Raw genomic sequence first — 20,739 nt, 5'->3', positions numbered from 1 at the left:
TCCCGGGAAGGGAGGAGCGACTCATGCGCATACGAACGCCGCGTGCCCTGGCAGCGGCCCTCGGGCTCGCGCCGGCGCTGGCACTGGCACTGGCCGCCTGCGGCGCGGCCCCCGCGGACGACGGGATCGCCAGCGCCGGCGGCGCCGCCTCCACAGCGACGGCGAAGCCGTCCGCGCCGGGTCCGGCCGACCGGCAGGAGGCCCAGCTGAAGTTCGCCCAGTGCATGCGCGAACACGGCGTGGACATGCCCGACCCCGACCCCGACGGCCGCGTCCGCATCATCGGCAAGAAGGGGGACGAGGCCAAGACGCAGAAGGCCATGCAGGCCTGCGAGCACTTCATGAAGGACGCGGTCGGCGACAAGCTCGGCGGCGACGATCCCGAGATGCGCGACCGGATGGTCAAGTTCGCCCAGTGCATGCGCGAGCACGGCATCGACATGCCCGATCCGGCCCCTGGCCAGGGGATCCAGGTCAAGATGAAGCCGGGCCAGCAGAAGGCGATGGACGAGGCGCAGAAGGCCTGCGAGGAGTTCGCACCCGGGAGGAAGCCGTGAGGAAGGGCCTGGTGATCGCGGGCGCCGGCGTCCTCGCCCTGGCCGCCGCGGGAACCGCCGTCGTCCTGTCCGGTGGCGACGGCGCCGGCGCGGCCGGGCCTTCCGCGCCCCCGGTGCCCGCCACCGCGTCGATCACCCGCCAGGACCTGGTCGACACCAAGACCGTGGAGGGGGCGCTGACCTACTCGGGGGAGCGGCAGGTGAGCAGCGACGCCTCCGGCACCGTGACGTGGGTGCCCGCCGAGGGCGCCGTCATCCGGCGCGGCCGTTCGCTGCTCAGGGTCGACCGCAGGCCGGTCGTCCTCATGTACGGCTCGCTGCCGATGTACCGGACGCTGCGGCAGGGCGTCGACGACGGTCCGGACGTCGAGCAGCTCGAACGCAACCTCAAGGTCCTCGGCTACGGCGACGATCTGACCGTCGACGACTACTTCAGCTACGCCACCCGCCTGGCCGTCGAACAGTGGCAGGATGACGTCGGGCTGCCCGAGACCGGGCAGGTGGACGCCTCCCAGGTGGTCTTCCTGCCCGCCGCCGCCCGGGTGACCGACGCCAAGGTCGAGGTCGGCGACAGGACCACCCCCGGACGTCCGGCCCTCACCGTGTCGGGCGTACGGCGGCTGGTGCACGTGGACCTGTCCACCGACGACCAGACGCTGGCCAGGAAGGGCGCCAAGGTCACCGTGGAGCTGCCCGGCGGCGAAAGGGTCACCGGGAAGATCACCTCGGTCGGCACGGTGGCCAAGGCGGCCGCGTCCGGTCAGGGACAGGACGAGAGCAGCACCATCGACGTCGACATCACGTTGAGCAAGGCCCCGAAGACCCGGCTCGACAAGGCCCCGGTCGAGGTGGAACTGGTCAGCGAACGGCGAGAGAACGTGCTGGCCGTGCCGGTGGAGGCGCTGCTGGCCCTGCGGGAGGGCGGCTTCGGTGTCGAGGTGGTCGAGGGCGGCGCCACCCGCCTGGTCCCGGTGGAGCTCGGCGCCTTCGGCAGCGGCATGGCCGAGATCACCGGCGCGGGGCTCGCCGAGGGCATGAAGGTCGGGGTGCCCGCCACATGAGCATCCCGCAGTCCGAGCAGCCGTACGTGGTGGAGCTGCGCGAGGTGACCAAGGTGTACGGCGGCGTGCGGGCCCTGCGCGGGGTGGACCTGCTGGTCGAACGCGGCGAACTGGTCGCCATCGCCGGGCCGTCCGGCTCCGGAAAGTCGACCCTGCTGCACCTGATCGGGACCCTGGACCGGCCCACCACCGGCACCGTGCGGATCGCCGGGCACGACGTGGCCGGGCTTTCCGACCGCGAGCTGTCCGCGCTGCGCGCCCGCCACCTCGGCTTCGTCTTTCAGCAGTTCCACCTCGCGCCCGGGGTGAGCGCGCTGGACAACGTCGCCGACGGCCTGCTCTACACCGGCACGCCGCTGCGGGCGCGGCGGGAACGCGCGGCCGCCGCGCTGGAGCGGGTGGGCCTCGGCCACCGGCTGGGCCACCGCCCCAACCAGTTGTCCGGCGGCGAACAACAGCGGGTCGCGGTGGCCCGCGCGGTGGCGGGCGACCCGCCGCTGCTGCTGGCCGACGAACCGACCGGCAACCTGGACTCGGCGGCCGGCGCCGAGGTGCTGGGGGTCCTGCGCGACCTGCACGCCTCCGGCACCACGATCGCGGTCATCACCCACGACCCCGAGATCGCCGAGTGGTGCCCCCGGCAGGTGCGCGTACGCGACGGCCGGGTCGTCGCCGACGCCGGGGCGGGCATCGGACGCCGCCCTCCCGGTCCCAATCCCAAGGCGCGGGCGGATGAACCCGGGCCGGGGCGGCCGGGCGGCGCGTCCGCCCCCGAACACCACTCCGACGCCGAGTGCCGCGCCGACGCCGGGCGCGGCGTCGCGCAGGAGACCAGGGGAGGGGTGCGATGACCGGCGACCGGCTGACCCCCGCCAGGCTCGGGCCGTCCGACGTCCTGCGAACCGGCGCGGCCGGGCTGCGCACCCGCCCCGCCCGTGTGGTCCTGTCCGCGCTCGGCATCGCCATCGGCATCGCCACGATGATCGCGGTTCTGGGCATCTCGGCCTCCTCGCGCGAGCAGTTGCTGCGCGAGCTCGACCGGCTCGGCACCAACATGCTCACCGTCTCGCCGGGGCAGACGATGTTCGGCGAGGAGGCCAAGCTGCCGAAGGAGGCGCTCGGCATGGTCCGGCGCATCGGACCGGTCCGCACGGCCTCGGCCACCGGAGCGGTCGACACCACGATCCGGCGCACCGACCGCATCCCCGAGGCCGTGACGGGCGGCATCGCCGTCCAGGCCGCGACCGCCGACCTGCTCACCACCCTGGAGGGCCAGGTGGTCAAGGGCGCCTGGCTGAACGCCGCCACCGAGGCGCGGCCCGCCGTCGTGCTGGGCGCCAAAGCCGCGCAGCGGCTCGGCATCTCCAGGACCGGCGTACAGGTCTGGATGGGCGAACGGTGGTTCACCGTCGTCGGCGTCCTCGGCCCGATGCCGCTCGCCCCGGAGATCGAGCGCTCGGCGCTCGTCGGGTTCCCGGCCGCGGAGAAGTACCTGGGCTTCGACGGTCACCCGACGACCGTCTACGAGCGGTCCACCGAGGAGTCGGTGGAGGCCGTACGTGCCGTGCTGCCGCGCACGGTCAACCCGGAGAACCCGGAGGAGGTCACGGTCAGCAGGCCTTCCGACGCGCTGGCGGCCCGGGCGGCGGCAGCCAGCGCGTTCACCAACCTGCTGCTCGGCCTCGGCGCGGTCGCACTGCTGGTCGGCGGGGTCGGCGTGGCCAACACGATGGTGATCTCGGTGCTGGAGCGGCGCAAGGAGATCGGCCTGCGCCGCTCGCTGGGCGCCACCCGGGGGCAGGTGCGCCTGCAGTTCCTCGCGGAGTCGCTGCTGCTGTCGGCGCTCGGCGGGATCGTGGGGGCGGTGCTGGGCGGCCTGGCCACCGCCGGCTACGCGCTGTCACGCGACTGGCCGCCGGTGGTCCCGGCCTGGGCGTTCGCGGGCGCCATCGGCGCCACGCTCGTCATCGGCACCCTCGCCGGCCTCTATCCGGCGATGCGCGCGGCCCGCCTGTCGCCGACGGTCGCGCTGGCCACCACCTGACCGGCCGGGTGACCGGTCACCCGGCCGGTCACTGCCAGCCGGCCGGGTCGACGCCGCCCGGCACCGGGGCCGCCGGGTCGTACGGCTCACGCGTGAAGACGAACGTGTTGAGGTCCAGGTGGGTCACCCCGCCGGGGGAGCGGACCACCCGCAGGGTCTCCCCGGCGTAGTAGCCGTCGAGCCCGAGCCAGGTGCCGTCGGCCTGGGGGACGAACCGGGAGGCCCGGCCCTGCCCGCTCACCGGGGTCAGCGACAGGCCCCGGTGCGGCAGGACCCGCACCACGTACGGCGTGGGGCCCCAGTACCACGGCCCGGTCAGCTCCAGCAGGTCCTCGTCCACCGGGGAGGGCGACCATTCGGCCGGCAGCGGCGGCTCGTGCTCGGCCAGGATGTCCAGCAGGGCGGTGTCGAGGTTGCGCATGCCCGAGGTGCTGTTGGCCATCCACAGCACGGCCACGCCGTCGGCGGGATCGGCCCACACACTGGCGAGGAAGCCGGGCATCGACCCGCTGTGGCCGGCCAGCCGGCGCGGGCCGCCGGGTCCGACGTGCCGGGCGAGCTGCAGGCCCAGCCCGTAGCCGCGCACCCAGAGGTCGCCGTCCTCGACGACGGCCGGCTCGCGCATCTCGGCGACCGTGGCCGGGCGCAGCACGTCGCCGGTGTCGCCGCCGATGAAGGCCGCCCATCGGGCCAGGTCGGCGGTGGTGGTCCACAGCTGCCCCGCGGGGGCCATGGCGCCGTGGTCGTTCTCGGGCTCGGGCAGCAGCGCGTCGGCCCAGGGGTGCACGGCGTACCCGGTGGCGTGCGGCGCCCGGGGGCGCGGGGTGGTGTCGCGCATGCCGAGCGGCTCGAGGACCTCCTCGCGTACGGCCTCGTCCCACGGCGCCGACCGCTTGCGCGCGACCAGTTCGCCGAGCAGGGCGAATCCGAGGTTGGAGTAGTGGTAGCGGCGGCCGGGCCGGTGCCGGGCGGTCTCGGGGCCGAGCGCGGCGACCAGGTCGCCCACCGGCACGCCCGGGGTGCGCTCCCACCACTGGCCGGGCGACTCCGCGGTCAGCCCGCCGCTGTGGGACAGCAGCTGGGCGACCGTGACGTCGCCCAGCGGAGTGCCGGGCACGTGCTTGTCCAGGGGGTCCAGCAGGTCGAGCCTGCCCTCGTCGCGCAGCCGCATGACGACGGTCGCCACGAGGGTCTTGGTGATGGACCCGATGCGGTACTGGGTGTCGCGGGTGGGCGGTTCGCCGTCCACCCGGCCGCGCGCCCCGAACCAGGCGATCTCGCCGCCCCGCACGATCGCCGCCACCAGCGACGGCACCCGCGCCTCCGCCTGCTCGACCGCCAGCCTGCGCAGCAGCGCCCGGGCCGTCCCCTCCAGCACCATTCCGGTCGTCCCCTTTCCGTGACCCGCACCAGGTTAGCGTCCCGCCGCCCCCGCGGCCCGGAGACGGCCCAGGCCACGCCCTCCTTCCGGCGGAGCCGCGGCGGTCGCCCGGATCGTCACAGGAGGAAGGGCAGAGCCCGTTCGGCCACGGCGGGGGCGGCTTTGCGTTCCGAGGGACCCATGTGATCGAGGCCGTCGACGGTGCGCAGCACGCCGCTGGGAAGGGTGCCGGCCAGCATGGCGAACTCCTCCCGATGTGCGGGCTTGCTGCGGCCGCCCACCAGGATCAGCACCGGGGCGGTGACGTCCGCGAACTCGGGGAGCCGGCCGTACTGCGCGGCGAGCTGCTCGTGTTCGGCCAGGCAGGCGCCCAGCAGGGGCCGCATCCGCTGCCAGGCCGCTCCGCGGAAGGCGATGCGGAAGACCATGCGCAGATACCAGTGCGGCAGCTTGGCCATGAAGTCCGGTGCGCCGCCCGACCCCTGGATGAAGTGGATGAACGCCCCGTAGTCGTCGCCCGCGGCCAGCCGTTCCCGGAACGGCGCCATCCAGGCGGTGGGGACGGGCGCGCACGGCACCCCGGGCTCGTAGACCGCGATGCGGTCGAACAGCGGGAACGACCGCGCGGTCTCGAGGATGACGAGCCCGCCGTAGCTGTGCCCGAAGGCGAGGCGTGCCCCGGTCGCCTCCTGGACGGCCCGCAGGTCCTCCACTTCCCTGGCCAGGGAGTAGCCGGGTCCCTGGGGGCCGCTGTCGCCGCGTCCGCGCCGGTCGACGACGTGCACCGTGAAGGAGCTCGCCAGCGAGGAGGCCAGCGGCAGGTAGTCCTCGGAGGTCTTGAGATTGCCGCCGACCAGGATGAGGCCGGGGCCCGCGCCGAGCGTCCGGTAGGCGATCGGCGTGCCGTCGGCCGAGACGGCCGTGTGCCGGCGTAAGGGTGTGGTGTCGATGTCGCGGCTCACTTGCCCGCCTCCCGCTCCAGCCGGTCGAACGTCGCCAGCAGCCGCGCGGTGTGCCCGGCGTACTCGGCGTACGGCACGCCGCTCTCCGCGACGACCGCAGCCAGCCGGTCCTCGAACTCCTGCCGGATGGAGGCCACCAGCCGCTTCCCCTCGTCGGTGAGGCTGAGCCGCCGGCGGTTCCCCCCGCCGGGATCGGGCTGGACGTCGAGGAGGCCGTCGGCGGCGAGGACGGACGTCATGCGGCTGACCGACGGCTCGGTCACGCCGAGATAGTCGGCGAGGGTCCGCTGCGTCGAGGCCCCCAGTTCGCCCACCAGGGTCAGCGCCAGAAAGCGGCTGTAGGAGATGTCGTGCTCCGCCCGGAGGAGCCGGTCGGCGGCGCGGTCCAGCCGGGCGGTGAGCACATGCAGGTTGAGGCTCAGGTTTCGCTCCATGCCCATAATTTAACATGCTAACTTAGCCAAGGCAAGTTAAAGGGATGTCGCCGTTCCCTGGGAAACGGAGGCGAGGAGGCGGAGTTTCTCATCGCTTTCGCTGCCCTGATCGGCGTAGTAGAGGACCAGGATCAGGTCGTCCACGGGGAGCTTGTCCCGGTGCAGGCGCAGCTCGCCGACGACGGGATGGTTCACGGTGGTGGTGCCGCCCTCGATGTCGCGGATGTCGTGGCGCGCCCAGAGGGTACGGAATCGCTCACTCGACAGGGCGAGCTCGCCCACCAGGTCCACGAACCGGGGATCGTCGACGTCGTACCCGGCGGACTTCCTGAAGGCGGCGATGAAGCCTTCCGCGGCGCGCGTCCAGTTCTGCTGGAACGCCTGCTCCTCGGGATCCAGCAGCAGGGACCGCAGACGGTTGTACCCGGGCCGGAGACGCGGAGAGAAGGCGACCGCGAGCCGGTTGGACGCGAGCACGTCGAACGCGCGGCCCTCCACGAAGGCGGGAACCTGCACGCTCGCCAGGAGCTGGTGCAACCGTGCGGGGACACGCTCGGGCTTCCTGCGCCGCCGGGGCCCGGGACGCGCGGCGGCCAGGCCGAGGAGGTATTCCTGTATTCGCCATCGTATTTTCGGCCCTTGCGGCCGAGGAGGGCCCTGACAGGACCCCGGAAGGCGGGGGCACTGCCTCCGGCAGGAGAGCGGACCGACACTGACAGCGTCGCCGCGCGGCGGAGGAGCCGGAAGCGGCGACGCGCGGCCTGTCGTCCCGTGACGCGCGGCCGGCGGGAACCGCGACCCCGAACGTCCCCGACCGCGCCCACCGGCCTGTCGCCGACCGGCGCATTCCGAGCAGGAGTACTTCATGGACATCACCGATCGCACCGTCTTCATCACCGGCGCCACCTCGGGAATCGGTCTCGAGCTCGCTCGCCGCTTCGCCGCAGCCGGCAGCTCCGTGATCGCCGGCGGCCGGCGAGCCGACGTGCTCGACCGGCTCCGAGCCGAGGGGTTCGGCGCCGTCCCCATCGACGTGACCGACCAGGACAGCGTCGATCATGCCCGCGACTCGATCCTCCGTGGCCACCCGGGCCTCGACACGATCGTGACAATGTCCGGCATCGGGATACCCGAGGACCTGCGCGATCCCGCGCACTTCGCTGCCGCGCAGCAGATGATCGACACCAACCTCCTCGGCACCATCCGCGTCATCGACGCGTTCACCCCGCGCCTGGTCGGGCGCGGCGCGGGCACCATCATCACCGTCACCTCCGGTATCGGGTTCCTGCCGTTCCCGGTCATGCCGACCTACGCGGCTTCAAAGGCCGGCGTGCACGCCTACTCCGAGGCGTTGCGCGCGCAACTGGACGGCACGGGCATCGAGGTGGCCGAGCTCGTCCCCCCGGCGGTCGCCACCACGCCGGAGCAGGTTCGGCGCAACCCCCGCGCGCTCGATCTGACCGCGTTCGTCACCGAGGTGATGGACCTGCTCCAGATCACGCCCACCCCGCACGAGATCCTCGTCGAGGGCGTGCTGATGCACCGGTGGGCCGAGCGCGACGGCACCTACGCCGATCTGGTCGCCCAGCGGTCGCAGGCGCTCGCGATGCTTACGGGCCGTCAGTAGGCACGACGGCCGCTCGGGACGGAGGGGCCGCGGGCGCGTCGGCCGGGGCTCACCGGGATTCGAGCCGGCCCAGCTGATGGGCGCCGTCGGCCAGGGCCGTGCGCGCCGCCGACCACGCGGAGTCCTCGATGCCGAGGGCGTGGCGGAGGTAGGCCCAGGTGACCGTCCGCAGCAGGGCGACGCGTTCGGGGCTCTCGTCCGTCGTCTCCGTGACGGCGTATCCGGAGATCCCGCCGAGCGAGTGTTCGGCTCCGAACAGGGTGAGCAGGCTCTTGCCGGCCGGGCTCATGTGGTAGGCGTCGGTGAACCAGTCCGGTCCGCGTACCGACAGCAGGGACTGGTCCTTGTCGCCCGCGACCACGAGAGCCGGGGTGGTCATCTCCGCGAAGCCCGGGTTCATGAACGGGAAGTGCTCGGCGGCGAACGGCGTCAGGTCCGCTCCGCCCCTGCCGGGTACGGCGAGCAGCACCCCGGCCGTGACGCGAGGGTCGGACAGGTCCTCTCCCGGCACGCCCTCGGCGTCGAGGACCCGCGCGCCCAGCAGCATGCTCGCCGTCTGCGCGCCCCAGGAGTGCCCGGCGACGGCGATGCGGCCGTGGTCGAGCCGCCCGGCGAGGCCGGGGACGGCGTCTTCCAGAAGGTCGAGCCGGTCGAGGACGCGCTTGAGGTCCTCGACCCGCGACCGCCAGATGAGCGGCGTACGGGGATCGTCGGGGGGAAGGTCCAGCGTCCTGGAGTCGAGGTGGGTGGGCTGGATCACCGCGAAGCCGTGCGCGGTCCAGAAGTCGGCCAGGGGGGCGTAACCGTCGAGCGACTCGCCGAAGCCGTGCGAGAAGACGACGACCGGCAGGTCGTGCCCGGTCGTGGGGGCGGACACCCGTACGTGCAGGTCCTGGCCACGGCCGGGGGCCGGCAGCGCCACCGGCTTCACCGAGACGACCGGGGTGGGCGCGCCGATGGTCATGAGCGATTCGTTCACAGGATTGTCCTTCAGCTGTTCGCGGGGATGAGTTCGTCGGCGACCCACCGCGCGACGCCGGTGGGATAGGGCGCCGGCAGTCCGAGGACGATGTGCCGGAATCCGGCGTCGAGCGCCTCGCCGATCGCGTCCCGGGTCGCGGCGGGCCGGTCGTAGGAGACGGGCAGATGGATCGAGCGGGTGATGGAGGCGGGGTCGCGGCCGATCTCCGCGCAGTAGCGGTCCAGCAGGGCGCTGCGACCGGCGACGTCGTGGATGTCGCCGCCGCCGGGGATGTTCCAGATGTCGGCGTGCTCGGCGACCACGCGCAGCGTCGGGCTCGACCGCCCGCCGATGAGGATCGGCGGGTGGGGGCGCTGGACGGGCTTGGGGTTGCAGAACGCCCCGCTGAGCCGGACGTGGGCGCCGTGGAAGTCGAACGGTTCGGTCTCGGTCCACAACCGCCGGATGACCGCGCACGCCTCGGCGAGGCTCTCCACGGCGTGGGCGGCGTCATGGAAGGGCAGGCCGTGCGCGTCGTACTCGCGGCGGGCCAGAGGGTGGCTCGGCCGCGAACCGGCGCCGATGCCGAAGTCGAGCCGCCCGCCGGAGACCGCGTCGACGGTCGCGGCGATCTTGGCCAGCATCGCCGGCGGCCGGAAGCGGTTGCTGGTCACGAGCACGCCGAGGCGCAGCCGGCGGGTCTGCGCGGCGAGCGCCGACAGCAGCGTCCAGCCTTCGTAGGCGGGCCCGTCCGGGTCGCCGCCGATCGGCATGAGGTGATCGAACAGCCACGCGTGCTCGATCTCGGGGATCGTGTCGGCCTCGCGCCAGACCCGCAGGACGTCGTGGTAGCCGACCTGCTGCGGAGCGGTCATGATCCCGAAACGAGGTTGGGAGGTGGTAGGCATCGGAGTTTTTTGGTCCTTTCGGCGCCGACATGGGGAGAAGGTGGGCACGCACGGCGTATCGCGACCGGAGCATGGCGGCGTGCTCTTGGTGACCGGGCCGCTGATCTGGCAGGATGAACAAGCGGGACGATGTCCCGTTTGACGATACGGAACAGTGTCCCGTTTAGCAAGCCCGGCGGCGGAGGGAACGACGATGAACGGCAACGACCCGGGCGCGGCGCCTGCGGCCCGGCCCAGGCGTGCGGACGCCCGGCGCAACGAGAAGGCCCTGCTCGACGCGGCCGCCGCGGTCTTCGTGACCTCGGGCGTGGATGCCCCGGTACGTGACATCGCGGCCAAGGCCGGCGTGGGGACGGCCACGATCTACCGCCACTTCCCGACGCGGGCGGACCTCATCATCGCCGTCTACCGGCACCAGGTCGAGGCGTGCGCCGAGGCCGGGCCCGCCCTGCTGACGGCCGCCGAGACCCCGTACGCCGCGCTCGGGCGATGGATCGACCTCTTCGTCGACTTCCTGGTCACCAAGCACGGCCTGGCCGCCGTGCTGCGCTCCGACAGCGCGGGCTTCGAGACGCTGCACGCCTACTTCCTCGACCGGCTCGTGCCCGTGTGCGCCGGGTTGCTCGACGCCGCGGCCGCCGCCGGCGAGATCCGCTCCGACATCGAGGCCATCGAACTCATGCGCGGCGTCGGGAACCTCTGCATCGGCGCGGACAGTGATCCCCGCTACGACGCGCGCCGGCTGGCCGGGATCCTCATCGCAGGACTGCGCCTGCCCCGCTAGCGGTTGGTCGCGCGGGTGTATCGGCGGGCGAGCCGGCGCAGGCGCGTGAGTTGCGGCGGTCCGGTGTCAGCGGCTTCACCGCTCAGAAATCCTCCGCCACGTCGTCAGTTCTGGTAGCCCCTCGCCACCAGCGGAAGGATCGACGACCATGACCGACGCCAAATTGCCGGGCGACGACGAGGCCGCGTTCATCGCGGCGGCCCGCTCGAACGACGCGGCGCACTTCGCGCTCGTCACGGAGCGCTACCGGCGTGAGCTGCAGGTGCACTGCTACCGGATGCTCGCGAACTACGAGGACGCCCAGGACATGACGCAGGAGACGTTCCTGCGGGCGTGGCACAAACGGGAGTCGTTCAAGGGCCACGCCGCGCTGCGGACCTGGCTGTACCGGATCGCGACGAACGCCTGCCTCGACTTCCTGGACAGACGCGACGACCGGACACCCGTCCCCGCCGAGCTGCCGGGCGCGGGCTCGCAAGTGCACTACCTGCAGCCCTACCCGGACCGGATGCTCCCGGAGGACCCGCAGGAATCGGTGGTGGCGCGGGAGACGATCGAGCTGGCGTTGATCGTCGCCGTCCAGCACCTGCCGCCGCGGCAGCGGGCGGTGTTCATCATGCGCGACGTCCTCGGGTGGCCGGCGTCGAAGGCCGCCGACGCCCTCGAGCTGACCGTCGCCTCGGCGACCAGCGCACTGCAGCGGGCGCGCGTGACGATGCGCGAGCAGCTGCCCGGCCGCCGCCTCGACTGGCGGAGCCCCACCACACACGAGCTGTCGGATGACGAGCGCGGCGTGGTGAAGTCGTATATGAACGCCCATGAGCGCAACGACCTCGACGGGCTGACGGCCCTGCTGCGCGACGACCTGCGCTTCGCGATGCTGCCCGACCCGGGCACCGTGACCGTCACGGCCAAGGACGCGGTGGACGGCTGGGTCTCCGGTGGGCTCTTCCGGCGCGGCCACGACGACTGGCGCGGCGTCGCCACGACGGTCAACCGCATGCCTGCCGCCGCCCTGTATCTCCGCACCCCCGACGACCCGGAATACCGTTTGTTCGCCATCGCGGTCCTGCGCATCGTCGACGGCGAGATCGCCGAACTCACCGGATTCGACGCCGCCGGCAAACCATGGCTGGGCCTGCCCCCGACGCTGTGATCGGACAAGTCCCCATCGTCGACGAGCGATGAGCACGGGCCTTCGGCCCGTGCTCATCGCCTCGTCTCGTATCGGGTCAGCACCACGCCGCCGGGAAATGTGCGCGTCTCGACCAGCTTCAGGTTCACCCAGCTGTCCAGCGCGGTGAAGAACGGCGTGCCGCCGCCCACCAGGACCGGCACGGTGACCAGCACGTACTCGTCGATCAGCCCGGCCCGCATGGCCGCCCCGGCGAGCGTCGCGCCGCCGATGTCCATCGGGCCGCCGTCCTCGGCCCTGAGCCGGGCGATCTCGGCGACCGCGTCGCCGGCGACCAGGCGGGTGTTCCAGCCGACCGTGTCGATCGTCGATGAGAACACCACTTTCGGCATGTCCCGCCAGAGGCGCGCGAACGCGATCTCCGCCGGGGTGGCGTCGGGCTGCCGGTCGCCGGTCGGCCAGTGGGAGCTCATCGTTTCCCACAGCTTGCGCCCGTACAGTGACAGTTCGCTCGCCCGCATCTGGTCGTACCACCACTGGAACAGCTCGGCGCTCGGCGATGAGTCCGGTCCGTCCCCGCCACTCCAGCCGATGTCGTCGCCGGTCGCGGCGATGTAGCCGTCCAGGGTCACGTTCATGCCGAAGATCAGTTTCCGCACAGTGCCGGCCTCCCGTGAGTCGATTCTCAACCTGTACAGACGGGCGCGGCGCGGAAACCTAATCGCGTCCCCGCCGACGCGGAGTTCGCGGACACATCACAAGGGAGATCTCGGTGGCGGGTCTCGGCCCCGGCCGTGGTAGCTTCTTGATCGTAAGGTGCGGCGCTCATTTGCGGGCGTGCCGGGACATCTGGCCGGCACGACAGCCTCGGTACAGGCTGTCTGGATCTCTCAGTGGAGAGTCTGCCCCGCCATGTCCTCACCTCTGTCTCCGCCCACATGGGCGATCTTCCCGTCGGCGTCCGCCGCATGCGCGATGAGCATCCCGCTGCCCGCGCGCCGTGGAGCCCACGCCCGCTGAACCTGCCCCGTTCCCGGAAGGCATCCGCACCTACATTCGTACCGTTCACAGGAGCATTCCCATGATTCTCGTCACCGGAGGCCGCGGCGCGGTCGCCACCCACCTGCTGACCCTGCTGCTTCAGGCCGGACGCGCCGTACGCGTGGCCTCCAGCGACCCCGGGCGGCTGCGGGCGCCGGCCGGCGTCACCGCCGTCAGCTGCGACCTCACCGATCCCGCGACCTTTCCGGCCGCCCTCGCCGGCGTCAGGGAGGTCTTCCTGTACGCCGAGGCCTCGCACATCGCGGAGTTCACCGACGCCGCCGTCACGGCCGGCGTCGAGCACGTGGTCCTGCTGTCGTCCGCCGCCGTGCTGAACCCCGGCGCGGCCGGCGATCCGCTGGCCAAGTCGCACCTCGACGTCGAGACCGCGCTGCTCGCCGCACCGCTGACCACCACGATCCTGCGCCCCGGCTCCTTCGCCGGCAACGCGGGCGCCTGGGCCTGGTCCATCAGGGCCGGAAGCCCGGTGAGCCTGCCCTACCCGGGCGCGCACACCGACCCCGTCCACGAACGGGACCTCGCCGAGGTGGCCTTCACCGTGCTCACCGACCCGCGCCACCAGGGCCGGTGCCTGCATCCGACCGGCCCGGAGAGCCTCACGTTCACCCAACAGATCGAGCGGCTCGCCGAGGTCACCGGGCGGCCCATCACCGTCGGCCACGTCACTCCCGGGGAATGGAAGAAGGAGATGGCCGGCTACATCCCCGGTCCGTACGCCGACGCGCTGCTCGCCTACTGGCGGGCCAACGACGGCCGCCCCGTGCCGCTGACCGACGTCGTCGAGCAGGTCACCGGCCACGCTCCGCGCACCTTCGCCACCTGGGCCCGCGACCACGCCGCGGACTTCACCGGGTAGCACCCGCGGGAACGCCGTCCCCGGCCCGCCGGCAGGCCGGGGACGGCCCGTCCCCACCCGACCGGTAGCGGTCGGGTGGGCCCCGCCGGGTGGGAGACAATGCGACCCATGACGAATCCTCCCGGAGGCGCCGCGGGCAGGCCGCCCGGCGTGCAGCTCGACGCCGTACTGGAGCGGATCACGTATGCCAACGAGGAGACCGGCTACACGATCGCCAGGGTCGCCACCGAACGGTCGGGCACCGAGCTGCTGACCGTCGTCGGGCCCCTGCTCGGGGCGCAGGTGGGGGAGTCGCTGCGCCTCACCGGCCGTTGGGGCTCCCACCCCAAGTACGGCAGGCAGTTCGAGGTCTGGTCGTACACCACGGTCCTGCCGGCGACGATCCAGGGCATCCAGCGCTACCTCGGCTCCGGCCTGATCAAAGGCATCGGCCCGAAGATGGCCGAGCGGATCGTGGACCATTTCGGCACCGACACGCTGCGGGTCATCGAGGAGGAGCCGAAGCGGCTGGTCGAGGTCCCCGGCCTCGGGCCCAAACGGACCAAGATGATCGCCGCGGCCTGGGAGGAGCAGAAGATCATCAAAGAGGTGATGATCTTCCTGCAGGGCGTCGGGGTGTCCACCTCCATCGCCGTGCGCATCTTCAAGCAGTACGGCGAGGACTCCATCGACGTGGTCCGCAAGGAGCCCTACCGGCTCGCCGACGACGTGTGGGGCATCGGCTTCAAGACGGCCGACACCATCGCGCAGGCCGTGGGCATTCCGCACGACAGCCCCGAGCGGGTCAAGGCCGGGCTGCGCTACACGTTGTCCCAGGCCGCCGACGACGGCCACTGCTTCCTGCCCGCGCCCAATCTGGTGGCCGACGCCGTGAAGATCCTCGAGGTGCCGGCCGACCTGACCACGGCCTGCCTGGAGGAGCTGGTGGCCGAGGAGGGCGTGGTCCGCGAGGAGATCCCGGCCAGGGGGAACGGCGAACAGAACGGGGACGACGGCGAGAGCACCGTCCCCGCGATCTACCTCGTCCCCTTCCACCGCGCCGAGCTGTCGCTGGCCGGCACGCTGCGCACCCTGCTGACCGCCGGGCACGACCGGCTCGGCGTGTTCGCGGACGTCGACTGGCCGGCCGCCCTCGACTGGCTGCGCGGCCGGACCGGCGCCGACCTCGCGCCCGAGCAGGCCCAGGCCGTACGGCTCGCGCTGACCGAGAAGGTCGCGGTGCTGACCGGCGGCCCCGGCTGCGGCAAGAGCTTCACCGTGCGCTCGGTGGTGACCCTCGCCCGCGCGAAGCGGGCCAAGGTCATCCTGGCCGCCCCGACCGGCCGTGCGGCCAAGCGGCTGGCGGAGCTGACCGGGCACGAGGCGACCACCGTGCACCGGCTGCTCCAGCTGCGCCCCGGCGGGGACGCCACCTTCGACCGCGACAACCCCCTCGACGCCGACCTGGTCGTGGTGGACGAGGCGTCCATGCTCGACCTGCTGCTGGCCAACAAGCTCGCCAAGGCCGTCGCCCCGGGAGCGCACCTGCTGTTCGTCGGCGACGTCGACCAGCTTCCCTCGGTCGGCGCCGGAGAGGTGCTGCGCGACCTGCTGGCCGCCCCCGCCATCCCCCGGGTGCGCCTGACGCAGATCTTCCGGCAGGCCCAGGAGTCCGGCGTGGTCGTCAACGCCCACCGCGTCAACACCGGGCAGCAGCCGCTGGTCCGCGAGTTCCCCGACTTCTTCCTGTTCCCCTGCGAGGAACCCGAGGAGATCGCCGCGCTGACGGTGGACGTGGTGGCCCGGCGCATTCCGAGGAAGTTCGGCCTCAACCCGCGCAGGGACGTACAGGTGCTCGCGCCCATGCACCGCGGCGCGGCCGGCGCGGGAGCGCTCAACATCGCCCTGCAGGAGGCGCTGACCCCCGCCCGCGAGGGCATGCCCGAGCGCCGGTACGGCGGGCGGGTCTTCCGCGTCGGCGACAAGGTCACCCAGCTGCGCAACAACTACGACAAGGGCGCGGCGGGGGTGTTCAACGGCACGGTCGGCGTGGTCACCGCCATCACCCCCGAGGAGAGCAAGCTGACCGTGCTGACCGACGAGGACGAGAACGTCGACTACTCCTTCGACGAGCTCGACGAACTCGCCCACGCCTACGCGGTCAGCATCCACCGCTCCCAGGGCAGCGAGTATCCGGCGGTGGTCATCCCGCTGGCCACCAGCGCCTGGATGATGCTGCAGCGCAACCTGCTCTACACCGCCATCACCCGGGCCAAGAAGCTCGTGGTCGTCGTCGGGTCGCGGCGGGCGCTCGGCCAGGCGGTGCGCACGCGGGGGGCGGGCCGCCGCCACACGGGGCTGACCCACCGCCTCCGCGTGCCCTGACCAGCGGCCCTGTTCCGCGTGTCCTGGCCGGCGCGCGCCGCCCGGCCGTGTCAGTACTGCGAGGTGTAGGTCACCAGCGACGGGGAGTCGACCTTGACGTTCCCCTTGTAACAGAAGACGTCGCGGACGTGGACGTCGGAGCCGGCCGTGACCCACAACGTCACCAGGTTGCAGAACTCCGGCCCGGGGCCGTACGCGGTGACCTGCACGTTGCTCGGCAGCACTCCGACCGAGGGGAACGCCACCCAGCGCCGGCCGGTCGCGGTCCTCGTCAGGGTGTTGACCGCGCCGGTGTAGTTGTAGTTGACCCCGGCGGGGGCGGGCGCGTACGGCCCGGGGGTGGCCGGGTCGTTGTCGAAGGTGTAGGCGAAGTACTTCGGCGGCACCGCCGCCCCCATGATCGCCCGCTGCCGCTGGTAGGTGAGGGTCCAGCCGGTGTCGAGCGGCACGTTGGTCGCGTCGTGGCACAGCACCCGGATCTTCTGGGCGTCCTTGGACCAGTCCCAGGCCCCGACCTTGCACCGCGCCGCCCGGCCCGAGTCGACCGCGGTGACCTGGATGTTGCCCGCCTGCACGGCCGAGCCGAGCCCGGGCAGCACGACCGTCCAGGCCCCGGTGCCCGTGTGGACGACGGAGTTGGCGGCGAGCGCCGAGTTGTAGTGGGAGGCGATGGATCCGCCGTCCCAGTAGACGTAGCCGTACGCCTGGCTCGCCGAGGCCAGCGCCCCGCTGCTGGAGGCGAAGACGATGGAGAACAACGTCTGCGCGTGGTGCCCGCCGCCGTACAGCGTGCACCGCACCGCCACCACCTCGTCCGGGCCGTCCTGCCACCACTTCTCGATCTGGCACCATTCCGGCGACTGCGAGATGGCGGTCACGTGCGCGATCCCGCCCCGGGGGATGCCGATCCTCGGGAAGCGCACGAAGTACTCACCGGGGCCGCCGGAGGTGACGCCGACCGTCGGCCCGGGCGCCCAGCTGCCCGCCTGGTAGGCCGGGCTCGGCACGCCGGATGTCGTGTTGACGTAGGCGAATCCCCACACGTCGGGAACCGCCGCGTTCGCGGCCCCCGCCCCGGCGACGGTCGCCGCGGCGGCCACCGCGCACATCAGCAGTATCCGGATGACCATGGTTCGTAACAGGCGCATGTGTCCTCCATGACGGGCGATGCGGTAGTCGTGCGAGAGGCCGCGCCGGCGGTGGCCCGGCGGGTCGTGCCCGGCCATCGGCGGCAGGGGACGCGGGCCGCGTCACCCTGCCACCACGCGGCCCGGCCCGGCGGGCGGATGCCGTCAGTACTGCGAGACGTAGGTCACGAACGACGGCTGGTCGACCTGGGTGGTGCCCTTGTAACAGACCACGTCACGCACGTAGACGTCGGAGCCGTAGGTCGTCCACAGCGTGAGCAGGTTGCAGAAATACGGACCGGGACCGTATGCCGTCACCTGCACGTTGTTGGGCGTCACGCCGACCTTGGGGAAGAACGCCAGGCGCATGCCGGTCCCGGCCGTCCGCACCGTGTTGATCCCGCCCTGTGAGTTGTAGTTGACCCCCGCGGGGGCGGGCGCGTACGGGCCGGGGTTGGCCGGGACGTTGTCGAAGGTGTAGGCGAACAGCTTGGGCGGCGCGTACGCCCCGGTGACCGCCCGCTCACGCTGGTAGGTGAGGGTCCAGCCGGTGTCGTACGGCTTGTCGGCCACGTCGTGGCACAGCACCTGGATCTTCTGCCCCGACGGCGCCCAACTCCAGGCGCCCACCTTGCACCGCGCCGGCTTGCTCGAGTCGACCGCGGTGACCTGGATGTTGCCCGCCTGTACGGCGGAGCCGAGCCCGGGCAGCCAGACCGTCCAGTCGCCGGTCGCGTTGGGGAAGACGGCGTTCACGCCGAGCGCGGAGTTGTAGTCGGAGGCGATGGACGTGCCGTTCCAGTAGAGGTAGCCGTACGCCTCCGTCGCCGAGGCCAGCGCCCCGCTGCTGCTGGCGAAGACGATCGAGAACTTCGCCTTGACGGGGGTGCCGCCGTACCGGTAGCACCGCACCGCCACGATCTCGTCGGAGCCGGACTGCCCCCACTTCTCGATCTGGCACCACTCGGCCGCCTGCGAGACGGCGGTCACGTGCGCGATCCCGCCCTTGGGGATGCCGATCTTCGGGAAACGCACGAAGTATTCGCCGGAGCCGCCGGCCGTGACGCTGACCGTCGGCCCGGCCCCCCAGCTACCCGCCTGGTAGGCCAGGTTCGGCACGCCGGAGGTGACGTCGACGTAGGCGAATCCCCAGACGTCGGGAACCGCCGCGTTCGCGGCCCCCGCCCCGGCGGCGGCGCCCCCGGCGACCATCGCACAGAGTAAAAGTAATCGGGTGAACACGGTACGTAACAGGCGCATGCCGTCCTCCATCGCGGTGGTGCCCAGTGGGCGTACGAGATGTCGACGCCGGGTGGCCGGCGAGTGGTGCCCGGTCGTGAAGCCGTGGAACGTTCTAGGAGGACGAGGGGATCACGATGGCCCTCCCGCCCTGTGATAACCCGCGGACCGATCTTTGAGAAGGCCCAAAGGTCCACACGCCGCACATCGCACATTTAGGCGTGAAACGTTCATCGTTCGACCGGAGCCGAAGGATCACGGCCCTAGCCTGCCCGGGAGGCGACATCCACCACGGAAGGGGTGAAGGGGGCGGCCTCCACGCGCCCCCGGCCACCGATGACGACAGATCCGCCCGCCGTACGGGAACGGCGGCTCACCCGGCACGCGGACGTGCGTGCCGTGCTCGCCGACCCCCGCTTCCTCGTCCCGGCCGCCCCCGCCGCGCCGCTCGGGACCGATTCCGGGCCGGGGATGGCCTGGCTGCGGGGAGCGGTCAGCAGGTTCAGCAACGGAGCCGCGCACGCCCGCCGCCGCGCGCGCGTGCTGGGGCTGCTCGACGCCCTCGACCCCGTACGGCTGCGCCGCGAGGCCCGGGAGCGGACGCGCGCCGAACTGGCGGGCGGGGCGCCCGTCGACGTGATGGCCACGATCGCCCGCCGCGTCCCGGTCGGGGTCCTCGCCACGCGGCTCGGCGTCCCGGAGGAGCGGCGGGAGGAGGTCGTCGCCGCGGTGAGGGCCATGGCCGCCGCCTACCACCTCCCCGCCGTTTCCGCCGCGCCGCCCGCCGGGGACGCGGCCGACGCGGCGGTGGCCGTGCTGGCGGCCGCGCTCGGCGGACGGGATGCGCCCGAGCCGGGCCTGCTGGCCGCCGTGGCGGGAGTGCTGGTCCAGGCCTGTGACGCCACCGCCGGCCTGGTGGGCAACGCCCTCGCCGCGGTGACGCGCATGCCCGCCGACCTGGCCCTGCGGTGGCCGGTCGAGGCGCTGCTGGCCGAGACCCTGCGGTGGGACCCGCCCGTACGGCTCACGCGCCGGGTGGCGGCCGAGGACGCCATGGCCGGGGGAGTCCCCGTGCCCGCGGGGGCCGTCCTCGTGCTGGACCTCGCGGCGGCCAACCGGGACCCCGAGGTCTTCCCCGACCCGCACCGCTTCGACCCTGCTCGTCCTCGCCAGGGGAGCGGCGGGCACGTGCGCTCCGGTGGCGGCCACCTGCGCATCGGTGGCGAGCACCTGGGCTTCGGCGACGGGATCAGGCCCTGCCCCGGGCAGGACGCCGCGCTCGCCCTGGCCGCGGGCATCCTGGAGGCCGCCGCCGGGCACCGGCTCGCCGACCCCGAGCTCCCGTACGAGCCGTCGCCGAACCTGCGGGTGCCCGCCCGGCTCTGCCTGCACGACCCCGACACGACGGAAGGACACCGATGAGCACGCACGCCGAGACGTTCCGGGCGCTCCATCACGCCGAGCGCCCCCTGGTGCTGCCCAACGCCTGGGACCACGCCTCGGCGGCCGTGCTGGCCGCCGCCGGGTTCGCCGCGATCGGCACCACGAGCCTCGGCGTCGCCGCGGCGGCGGGCAAGCCCGACGCGACGGGCGACACCGCGGCGGAGACGCTGGCGCTGGCCGCGCGGCTGGCCGGGCTGCCGTGCCCGGTGTCGGTGGACATCGAGGGCGGCTTCGCGGACACGCCGGAAGGGGTTGCCGAGATCGCCGCCGGCCTGGCCGCCCTGGGCGTGGCCGGGGTCAACATCGAGGACGGCCGGCCGGACGGCACGCTGGCGGACCTCGGCGAGCGGTGCGAGACGATCGCGGCGGTCAAGGCGCGGGCGCCGGAGCTGTTCGTCAACGCCCGCACCGACACCTACTGGCTGGGGGCCGGGGACCTGCGGGCGACGATCGCCCGGCTGCGGGCCTTCGCCGAGGCCGGGGCCGACGGCGTGTTCGTTCCCGGGGTGGCCGCCGACGACGACGTGCGGGCGCTGGTGGACGCGGCCGATCTGCCGCTCAACGTGCTGTTCCTGCCCGGCCGCCACACGGTCGCGGGTCTGGGTGCGCTCGGCGTCAGGCGGATCAGCACCGGGTCGCTGCTGCTGCGGGCCGCCCTGCACGCGGTGGCCGAGACCGCCCGGGCGGTCGCCGGAGGCGGGGACGTCCCCGCCGGCCTCCCGTCGTACGCGGACGTGCAGGCCCTCGCCACGGCGGATGCTGACTGGGTGCTTGATCAGTCTTGACCCGCACCT

20 protein-coding genes are annotated in these 20,739 nt (G+C 72.8%); 11 read left to right on the top strand and 9 right to left on the bottom strand.

Annotated features, from left to right (window positions below; translation table 11 throughout):
- Positions 1 to 23 precede the first annotated feature (23 nt).
- The 4 genes from AAH991_RS17105 to AAH991_RS17090 are packed head-to-tail and all read left to right on the top strand — an operon-like array spanning position 24 to position 3,662.
- Positions 24 to 557: a hypothetical protein gene (locus AAH991_RS17105; RefSeq protein ID WP_346226820.1), complete on the top strand. Its 534-nt coding sequence runs from the start codon at positions 24 to 26 to the stop codon at positions 555 to 557.
- Positions 554 to 1,618: an efflux RND transporter periplasmic adaptor subunit gene (locus AAH991_RS17100; protein ID WP_346226819.1), complete on the top strand. Its 1,065-nt coding sequence runs from the start codon at positions 554 to 556 to the stop codon at positions 1,616 to 1,618. The genes AAH991_RS17105 and AAH991_RS17100 overlap by 4 nt, the downstream gene beginning before the upstream one ends.
- Positions 1,615 to 2,469 (top strand): ABC transporter ATP-binding protein, encoded by an 855-nt coding sequence (locus tag AAH991_RS17095; protein WP_346226818.1) that lies wholly within the window; start codon positions 1,615 to 1,617, stop codon positions 2,467 to 2,469. Before AAH991_RS17100 ends, AAH991_RS17095 begins: the two co-directional genes overlap by 4 nt.
- Complete coding sequence (locus AAH991_RS17090) at positions 2,466 to 3,662, top strand: ABC transporter permease (RefSeq protein WP_346226817.1); 1,197 nt, start codon at positions 2,466 to 2,468, stop codon at positions 3,660 to 3,662. The genes AAH991_RS17095 and AAH991_RS17090 overlap by 4 nt, the downstream gene beginning before the upstream one ends.
- A 28-nt stretch (positions 3,663 to 3,690) precedes the next feature.
- On the opposite strand, the gene AAH991_RS17085 is transcribed toward AAH991_RS17090, so the two are convergent.
- From AAH991_RS17085 to AAH991_RS17070, 4 genes are all read right to left on the bottom strand, one after another.
- Complete coding sequence (locus tag AAH991_RS17085) at positions 3,691 to 5,043, bottom strand: serine hydrolase domain-containing protein (RefSeq protein ID WP_346226816.1); 1,353 nt, start codon at positions 5,041 to 5,043, stop codon at positions 3,691 to 3,693.
- A 116-nt stretch (positions 5,044 to 5,159) separates the two neighbouring features.
- Positions 5,160 to 6,005, bottom strand: a complete 846-nt coding sequence (locus AAH991_RS17080; protein WP_346226815.1) for an alpha/beta fold hydrolase — start codon at positions 6,003 to 6,005, stop codon at positions 5,160 to 5,162.
- On the bottom strand, positions 6,002 to 6,439 hold the full coding sequence (locus AAH991_RS17075) for a MarR family winged helix-turn-helix transcriptional regulator (protein ID WP_346226814.1): 438 nt from the start codon (positions 6,437 to 6,439) through the stop codon (positions 6,002 to 6,004). The genes AAH991_RS17080 and AAH991_RS17075 overlap by 4 nt, the downstream gene beginning before the upstream one ends.
- Before the next feature lie 36 nt (positions 6,440 to 6,475).
- A complete protein-coding gene (locus AAH991_RS17070) occupies positions 6,476 to 6,976 on the bottom strand; it encodes an MmyB family transcriptional regulator (protein ID WP_346226813.1) in 501 nt (166 codons plus the stop codon).
- Between the two features lie 328 nt (positions 6,977 to 7,304).
- Here AAH991_RS17070 and AAH991_RS17065 point away from each other — a divergent pair, with 328 nt between their 5' ends.
- On the top strand, positions 7,305 to 8,066 hold the full coding sequence (locus tag AAH991_RS17065) for an SDR family oxidoreductase (protein WP_346226812.1): 762 nt from the start codon (positions 7,305 to 7,307) through the stop codon (positions 8,064 to 8,066).
- 49 nt (positions 8,067 to 8,115) lie between these two features.
- Here AAH991_RS17065 and AAH991_RS17060 read toward each other — a convergent pair whose 3' ends face one another.
- Together AAH991_RS17060 and AAH991_RS17055 are read right to left on the bottom strand one after the other, a co-directional pair.
- A complete protein-coding gene (locus tag AAH991_RS17060) occupies positions 8,116 to 9,030 on the bottom strand; it encodes an alpha/beta hydrolase family protein (protein ID WP_346226845.1) in 915 nt (304 codons plus the stop codon).
- A 26-nt stretch (positions 9,031 to 9,056) separates the two neighbouring features.
- Positions 9,057 to 9,902 carry an LLM class flavin-dependent oxidoreductase gene (locus AAH991_RS17055; RefSeq protein ID WP_346226811.1) on the bottom strand — a complete coding sequence of 282 codons (846 nt, stop codon included), beginning with the start codon at positions 9,900 to 9,902 and terminating at the stop codon, positions 9,057 to 9,059.
- Positions 9,903 to 10,128: 226 nt separating this feature from the next.
- Here AAH991_RS17055 and AAH991_RS17050 point away from each other — a divergent pair, with 226 nt between their 5' ends.
- Together AAH991_RS17050 and AAH991_RS17045 are read left to right on the top strand one after the other, a co-directional pair.
- A complete protein-coding gene (locus AAH991_RS17050; RefSeq protein WP_346226810.1) occupies positions 10,129 to 10,719 on the top strand; it encodes a TetR/AcrR family transcriptional regulator in 591 nt (196 codons plus the stop codon).
- A 148-nt stretch (positions 10,720 to 10,867) separates the two neighbouring features.
- On the top strand, positions 10,868 to 11,875 hold the full coding sequence (locus AAH991_RS17045; RefSeq protein ID WP_346226809.1) for an RNA polymerase subunit sigma-70: 1,008 nt from the start codon (positions 10,868 to 10,870) through the stop codon (positions 11,873 to 11,875).
- Between the two features lie 53 nt (positions 11,876 to 11,928).
- Here AAH991_RS17045 and AAH991_RS17040 read toward each other — a convergent pair whose 3' ends face one another.
- Positions 11,929 to 12,513, bottom strand: coding sequence for a dihydrofolate reductase family protein (locus AAH991_RS17040; RefSeq protein ID WP_346226808.1), 585 nt, complete (start codon positions 12,511 to 12,513; stop codon positions 11,929 to 11,931).
- Between the two features lie 422 nt (positions 12,514 to 12,935).
- Here AAH991_RS17040 and AAH991_RS17035 point away from each other — a divergent pair, with 422 nt between their 5' ends.
- Positions 12,936 to 13,772, top strand: a complete 837-nt coding sequence (locus AAH991_RS17035) for an SDR family oxidoreductase (protein ID WP_346226807.1) — start codon at positions 12,936 to 12,938, stop codon at positions 13,770 to 13,772.
- A 108-nt stretch (positions 13,773 to 13,880) separates the two neighbouring features.
- Complete coding sequence (recD2, locus tag AAH991_RS17030) at positions 13,881 to 16,136, top strand: SF1B family DNA helicase RecD2 (protein ID WP_346226806.1); 2,256 nt, start codon at positions 13,881 to 13,883, stop codon at positions 16,134 to 16,136.
- A 50-nt stretch (positions 16,137 to 16,186) separates the two neighbouring features.
- Here the strand turns inward: recD2 and AAH991_RS17025 are convergent, their stop codons facing one another.
- Both AAH991_RS17025 and AAH991_RS17020 read right to left on the bottom strand, forming a co-directional pair.
- Positions 16,187 to 17,284, bottom strand: coding sequence for a hypothetical protein (locus AAH991_RS17025; protein WP_346226805.1), 1,098 nt, complete (start codon positions 17,282 to 17,284; stop codon positions 16,187 to 16,189).
- A gap of 144 nt (positions 17,285 to 17,428) precedes the next feature.
- Positions 17,429 to 18,523: a hypothetical protein gene (locus tag AAH991_RS17020; protein WP_346226804.1), complete on the bottom strand. Its 1,095-nt coding sequence runs from the start codon at positions 18,521 to 18,523 to the stop codon at positions 17,429 to 17,431.
- A 315-nt stretch (positions 18,524 to 18,838) separates the two neighbouring features.
- Here AAH991_RS17020 and AAH991_RS17015 point away from each other — a divergent pair, with 315 nt between their 5' ends.
- Positions 18,839 to 19,924: a cytochrome P450 gene (locus AAH991_RS17015; protein WP_346226803.1), complete on the top strand. Its 1,086-nt coding sequence runs from the start codon at positions 18,839 to 18,841 to the stop codon at positions 19,922 to 19,924.
- Positions 19,921 to 20,730 carry an isocitrate lyase/PEP mutase family protein gene (locus AAH991_RS17010; RefSeq protein WP_346226802.1) on the top strand — a complete coding sequence of 270 codons (810 nt, stop codon included), beginning with the start codon at positions 19,921 to 19,923 and terminating at the stop codon, positions 20,728 to 20,730. The genes AAH991_RS17015 and AAH991_RS17010 overlap by 4 nt, the downstream gene beginning before the upstream one ends.
- The last annotated feature ends 9 nt before the right edge of the window (positions 20,731 to 20,739 follow it).

Origin of the sequence: Microbispora sp. ZYX-F-249 (genome assembly GCF_039649665.1) — a bacterium.
GTDB lineage: Bacteria > Actinomycetota > Actinomycetes > Streptosporangiales > Streptosporangiaceae > Microbispora > Microbispora maris.
The sequence above is the reverse complement of the archived record's forward strand: the minus strand, read 5'-3'. Positions and strand labels throughout refer to the sequence as shown.

Coding starts and splice junctions, on each gene's coding strand:
- AAH991_RS17105 (WP_346226820.1), top strand. CDS start 24: ATGCGCATACGAACGCCGCGTGCCCTGGCAGCGGCCCTCGGGCTCGCG.
- AAH991_RS17095 (WP_346226818.1), top strand. CDS start 1,615: ATGAGCATCCCGCAGTCCGAGCAGCCGTACGTGGTGGAGCTGCGCGAG.
- AAH991_RS17090 (WP_346226817.1), top strand. CDS start 2,466: ATGACCGGCGACCGGCTGACCCCCGCCAGGCTCGGGCCGTCCGACGTC.
- AAH991_RS17085 (WP_346226816.1), bottom strand. CDS start 5,043: ATGGTGCTGGAGGGGACGGCCCGGGCGCTGCTGCGCAGGCTGGCGGTC.
- AAH991_RS17075 (WP_346226814.1), bottom strand. CDS start 6,439: ATGGAGCGAAACCTGAGCCTCAACCTGCATGTGCTCACCGCCCGGCTG.
- AAH991_RS17065 (WP_346226812.1), top strand. CDS start 7,305: ATGGACATCACCGATCGCACCGTCTTCATCACCGGCGCCACCTCGGGA.
- AAH991_RS17060 (WP_346226845.1), bottom strand. CDS start 9,030: ATGACCATCGGCGCGCCCACCCCGGTCGTCTCGGTGAAGCCGGTGGCG.
- AAH991_RS17055 (WP_346226811.1), bottom strand. CDS start 9,902: ATGACCGCTCCGCAGCAGGTCGGCTACCACGACGTCCTGCGGGTCTGG.
- AAH991_RS17050 (WP_346226810.1), top strand. CDS start 10,129: ATGAACGGCAACGACCCGGGCGCGGCGCCTGCGGCCCGGCCCAGGCGT.
- AAH991_RS17045 (WP_346226809.1), top strand. CDS start 10,868: ATGACCGACGCCAAATTGCCGGGCGACGACGAGGCCGCGTTCATCGCG.
- AAH991_RS17035 (WP_346226807.1), top strand. CDS start 12,936: ATGATTCTCGTCACCGGAGGCCGCGGCGCGGTCGCCACCCACCTGCTG.
- recD2 (WP_346226806.1), top strand. CDS start 13,881: ATGACGAATCCTCCCGGAGGCGCCGCGGGCAGGCCGCCCGGCGTGCAG.
- AAH991_RS17025 (WP_346226805.1), bottom strand. CDS start 17,284: ATGCGCCTGTTACGAACCATGGTCATCCGGATACTGCTGATGTGCGCG.
- AAH991_RS17020 (WP_346226804.1), bottom strand. CDS start 18,523: ATGCGCCTGTTACGTACCGTGTTCACCCGATTACTTTTACTCTGTGCG.
- AAH991_RS17015 (WP_346226803.1), top strand. CDS start 18,839: ATGACGACAGATCCGCCCGCCGTACGGGAACGGCGGCTCACCCGGCAC.
- AAH991_RS17010 (WP_346226802.1), top strand. CDS start 19,921: ATGAGCACGCACGCCGAGACGTTCCGGGCGCTCCATCACGCCGAGCGC.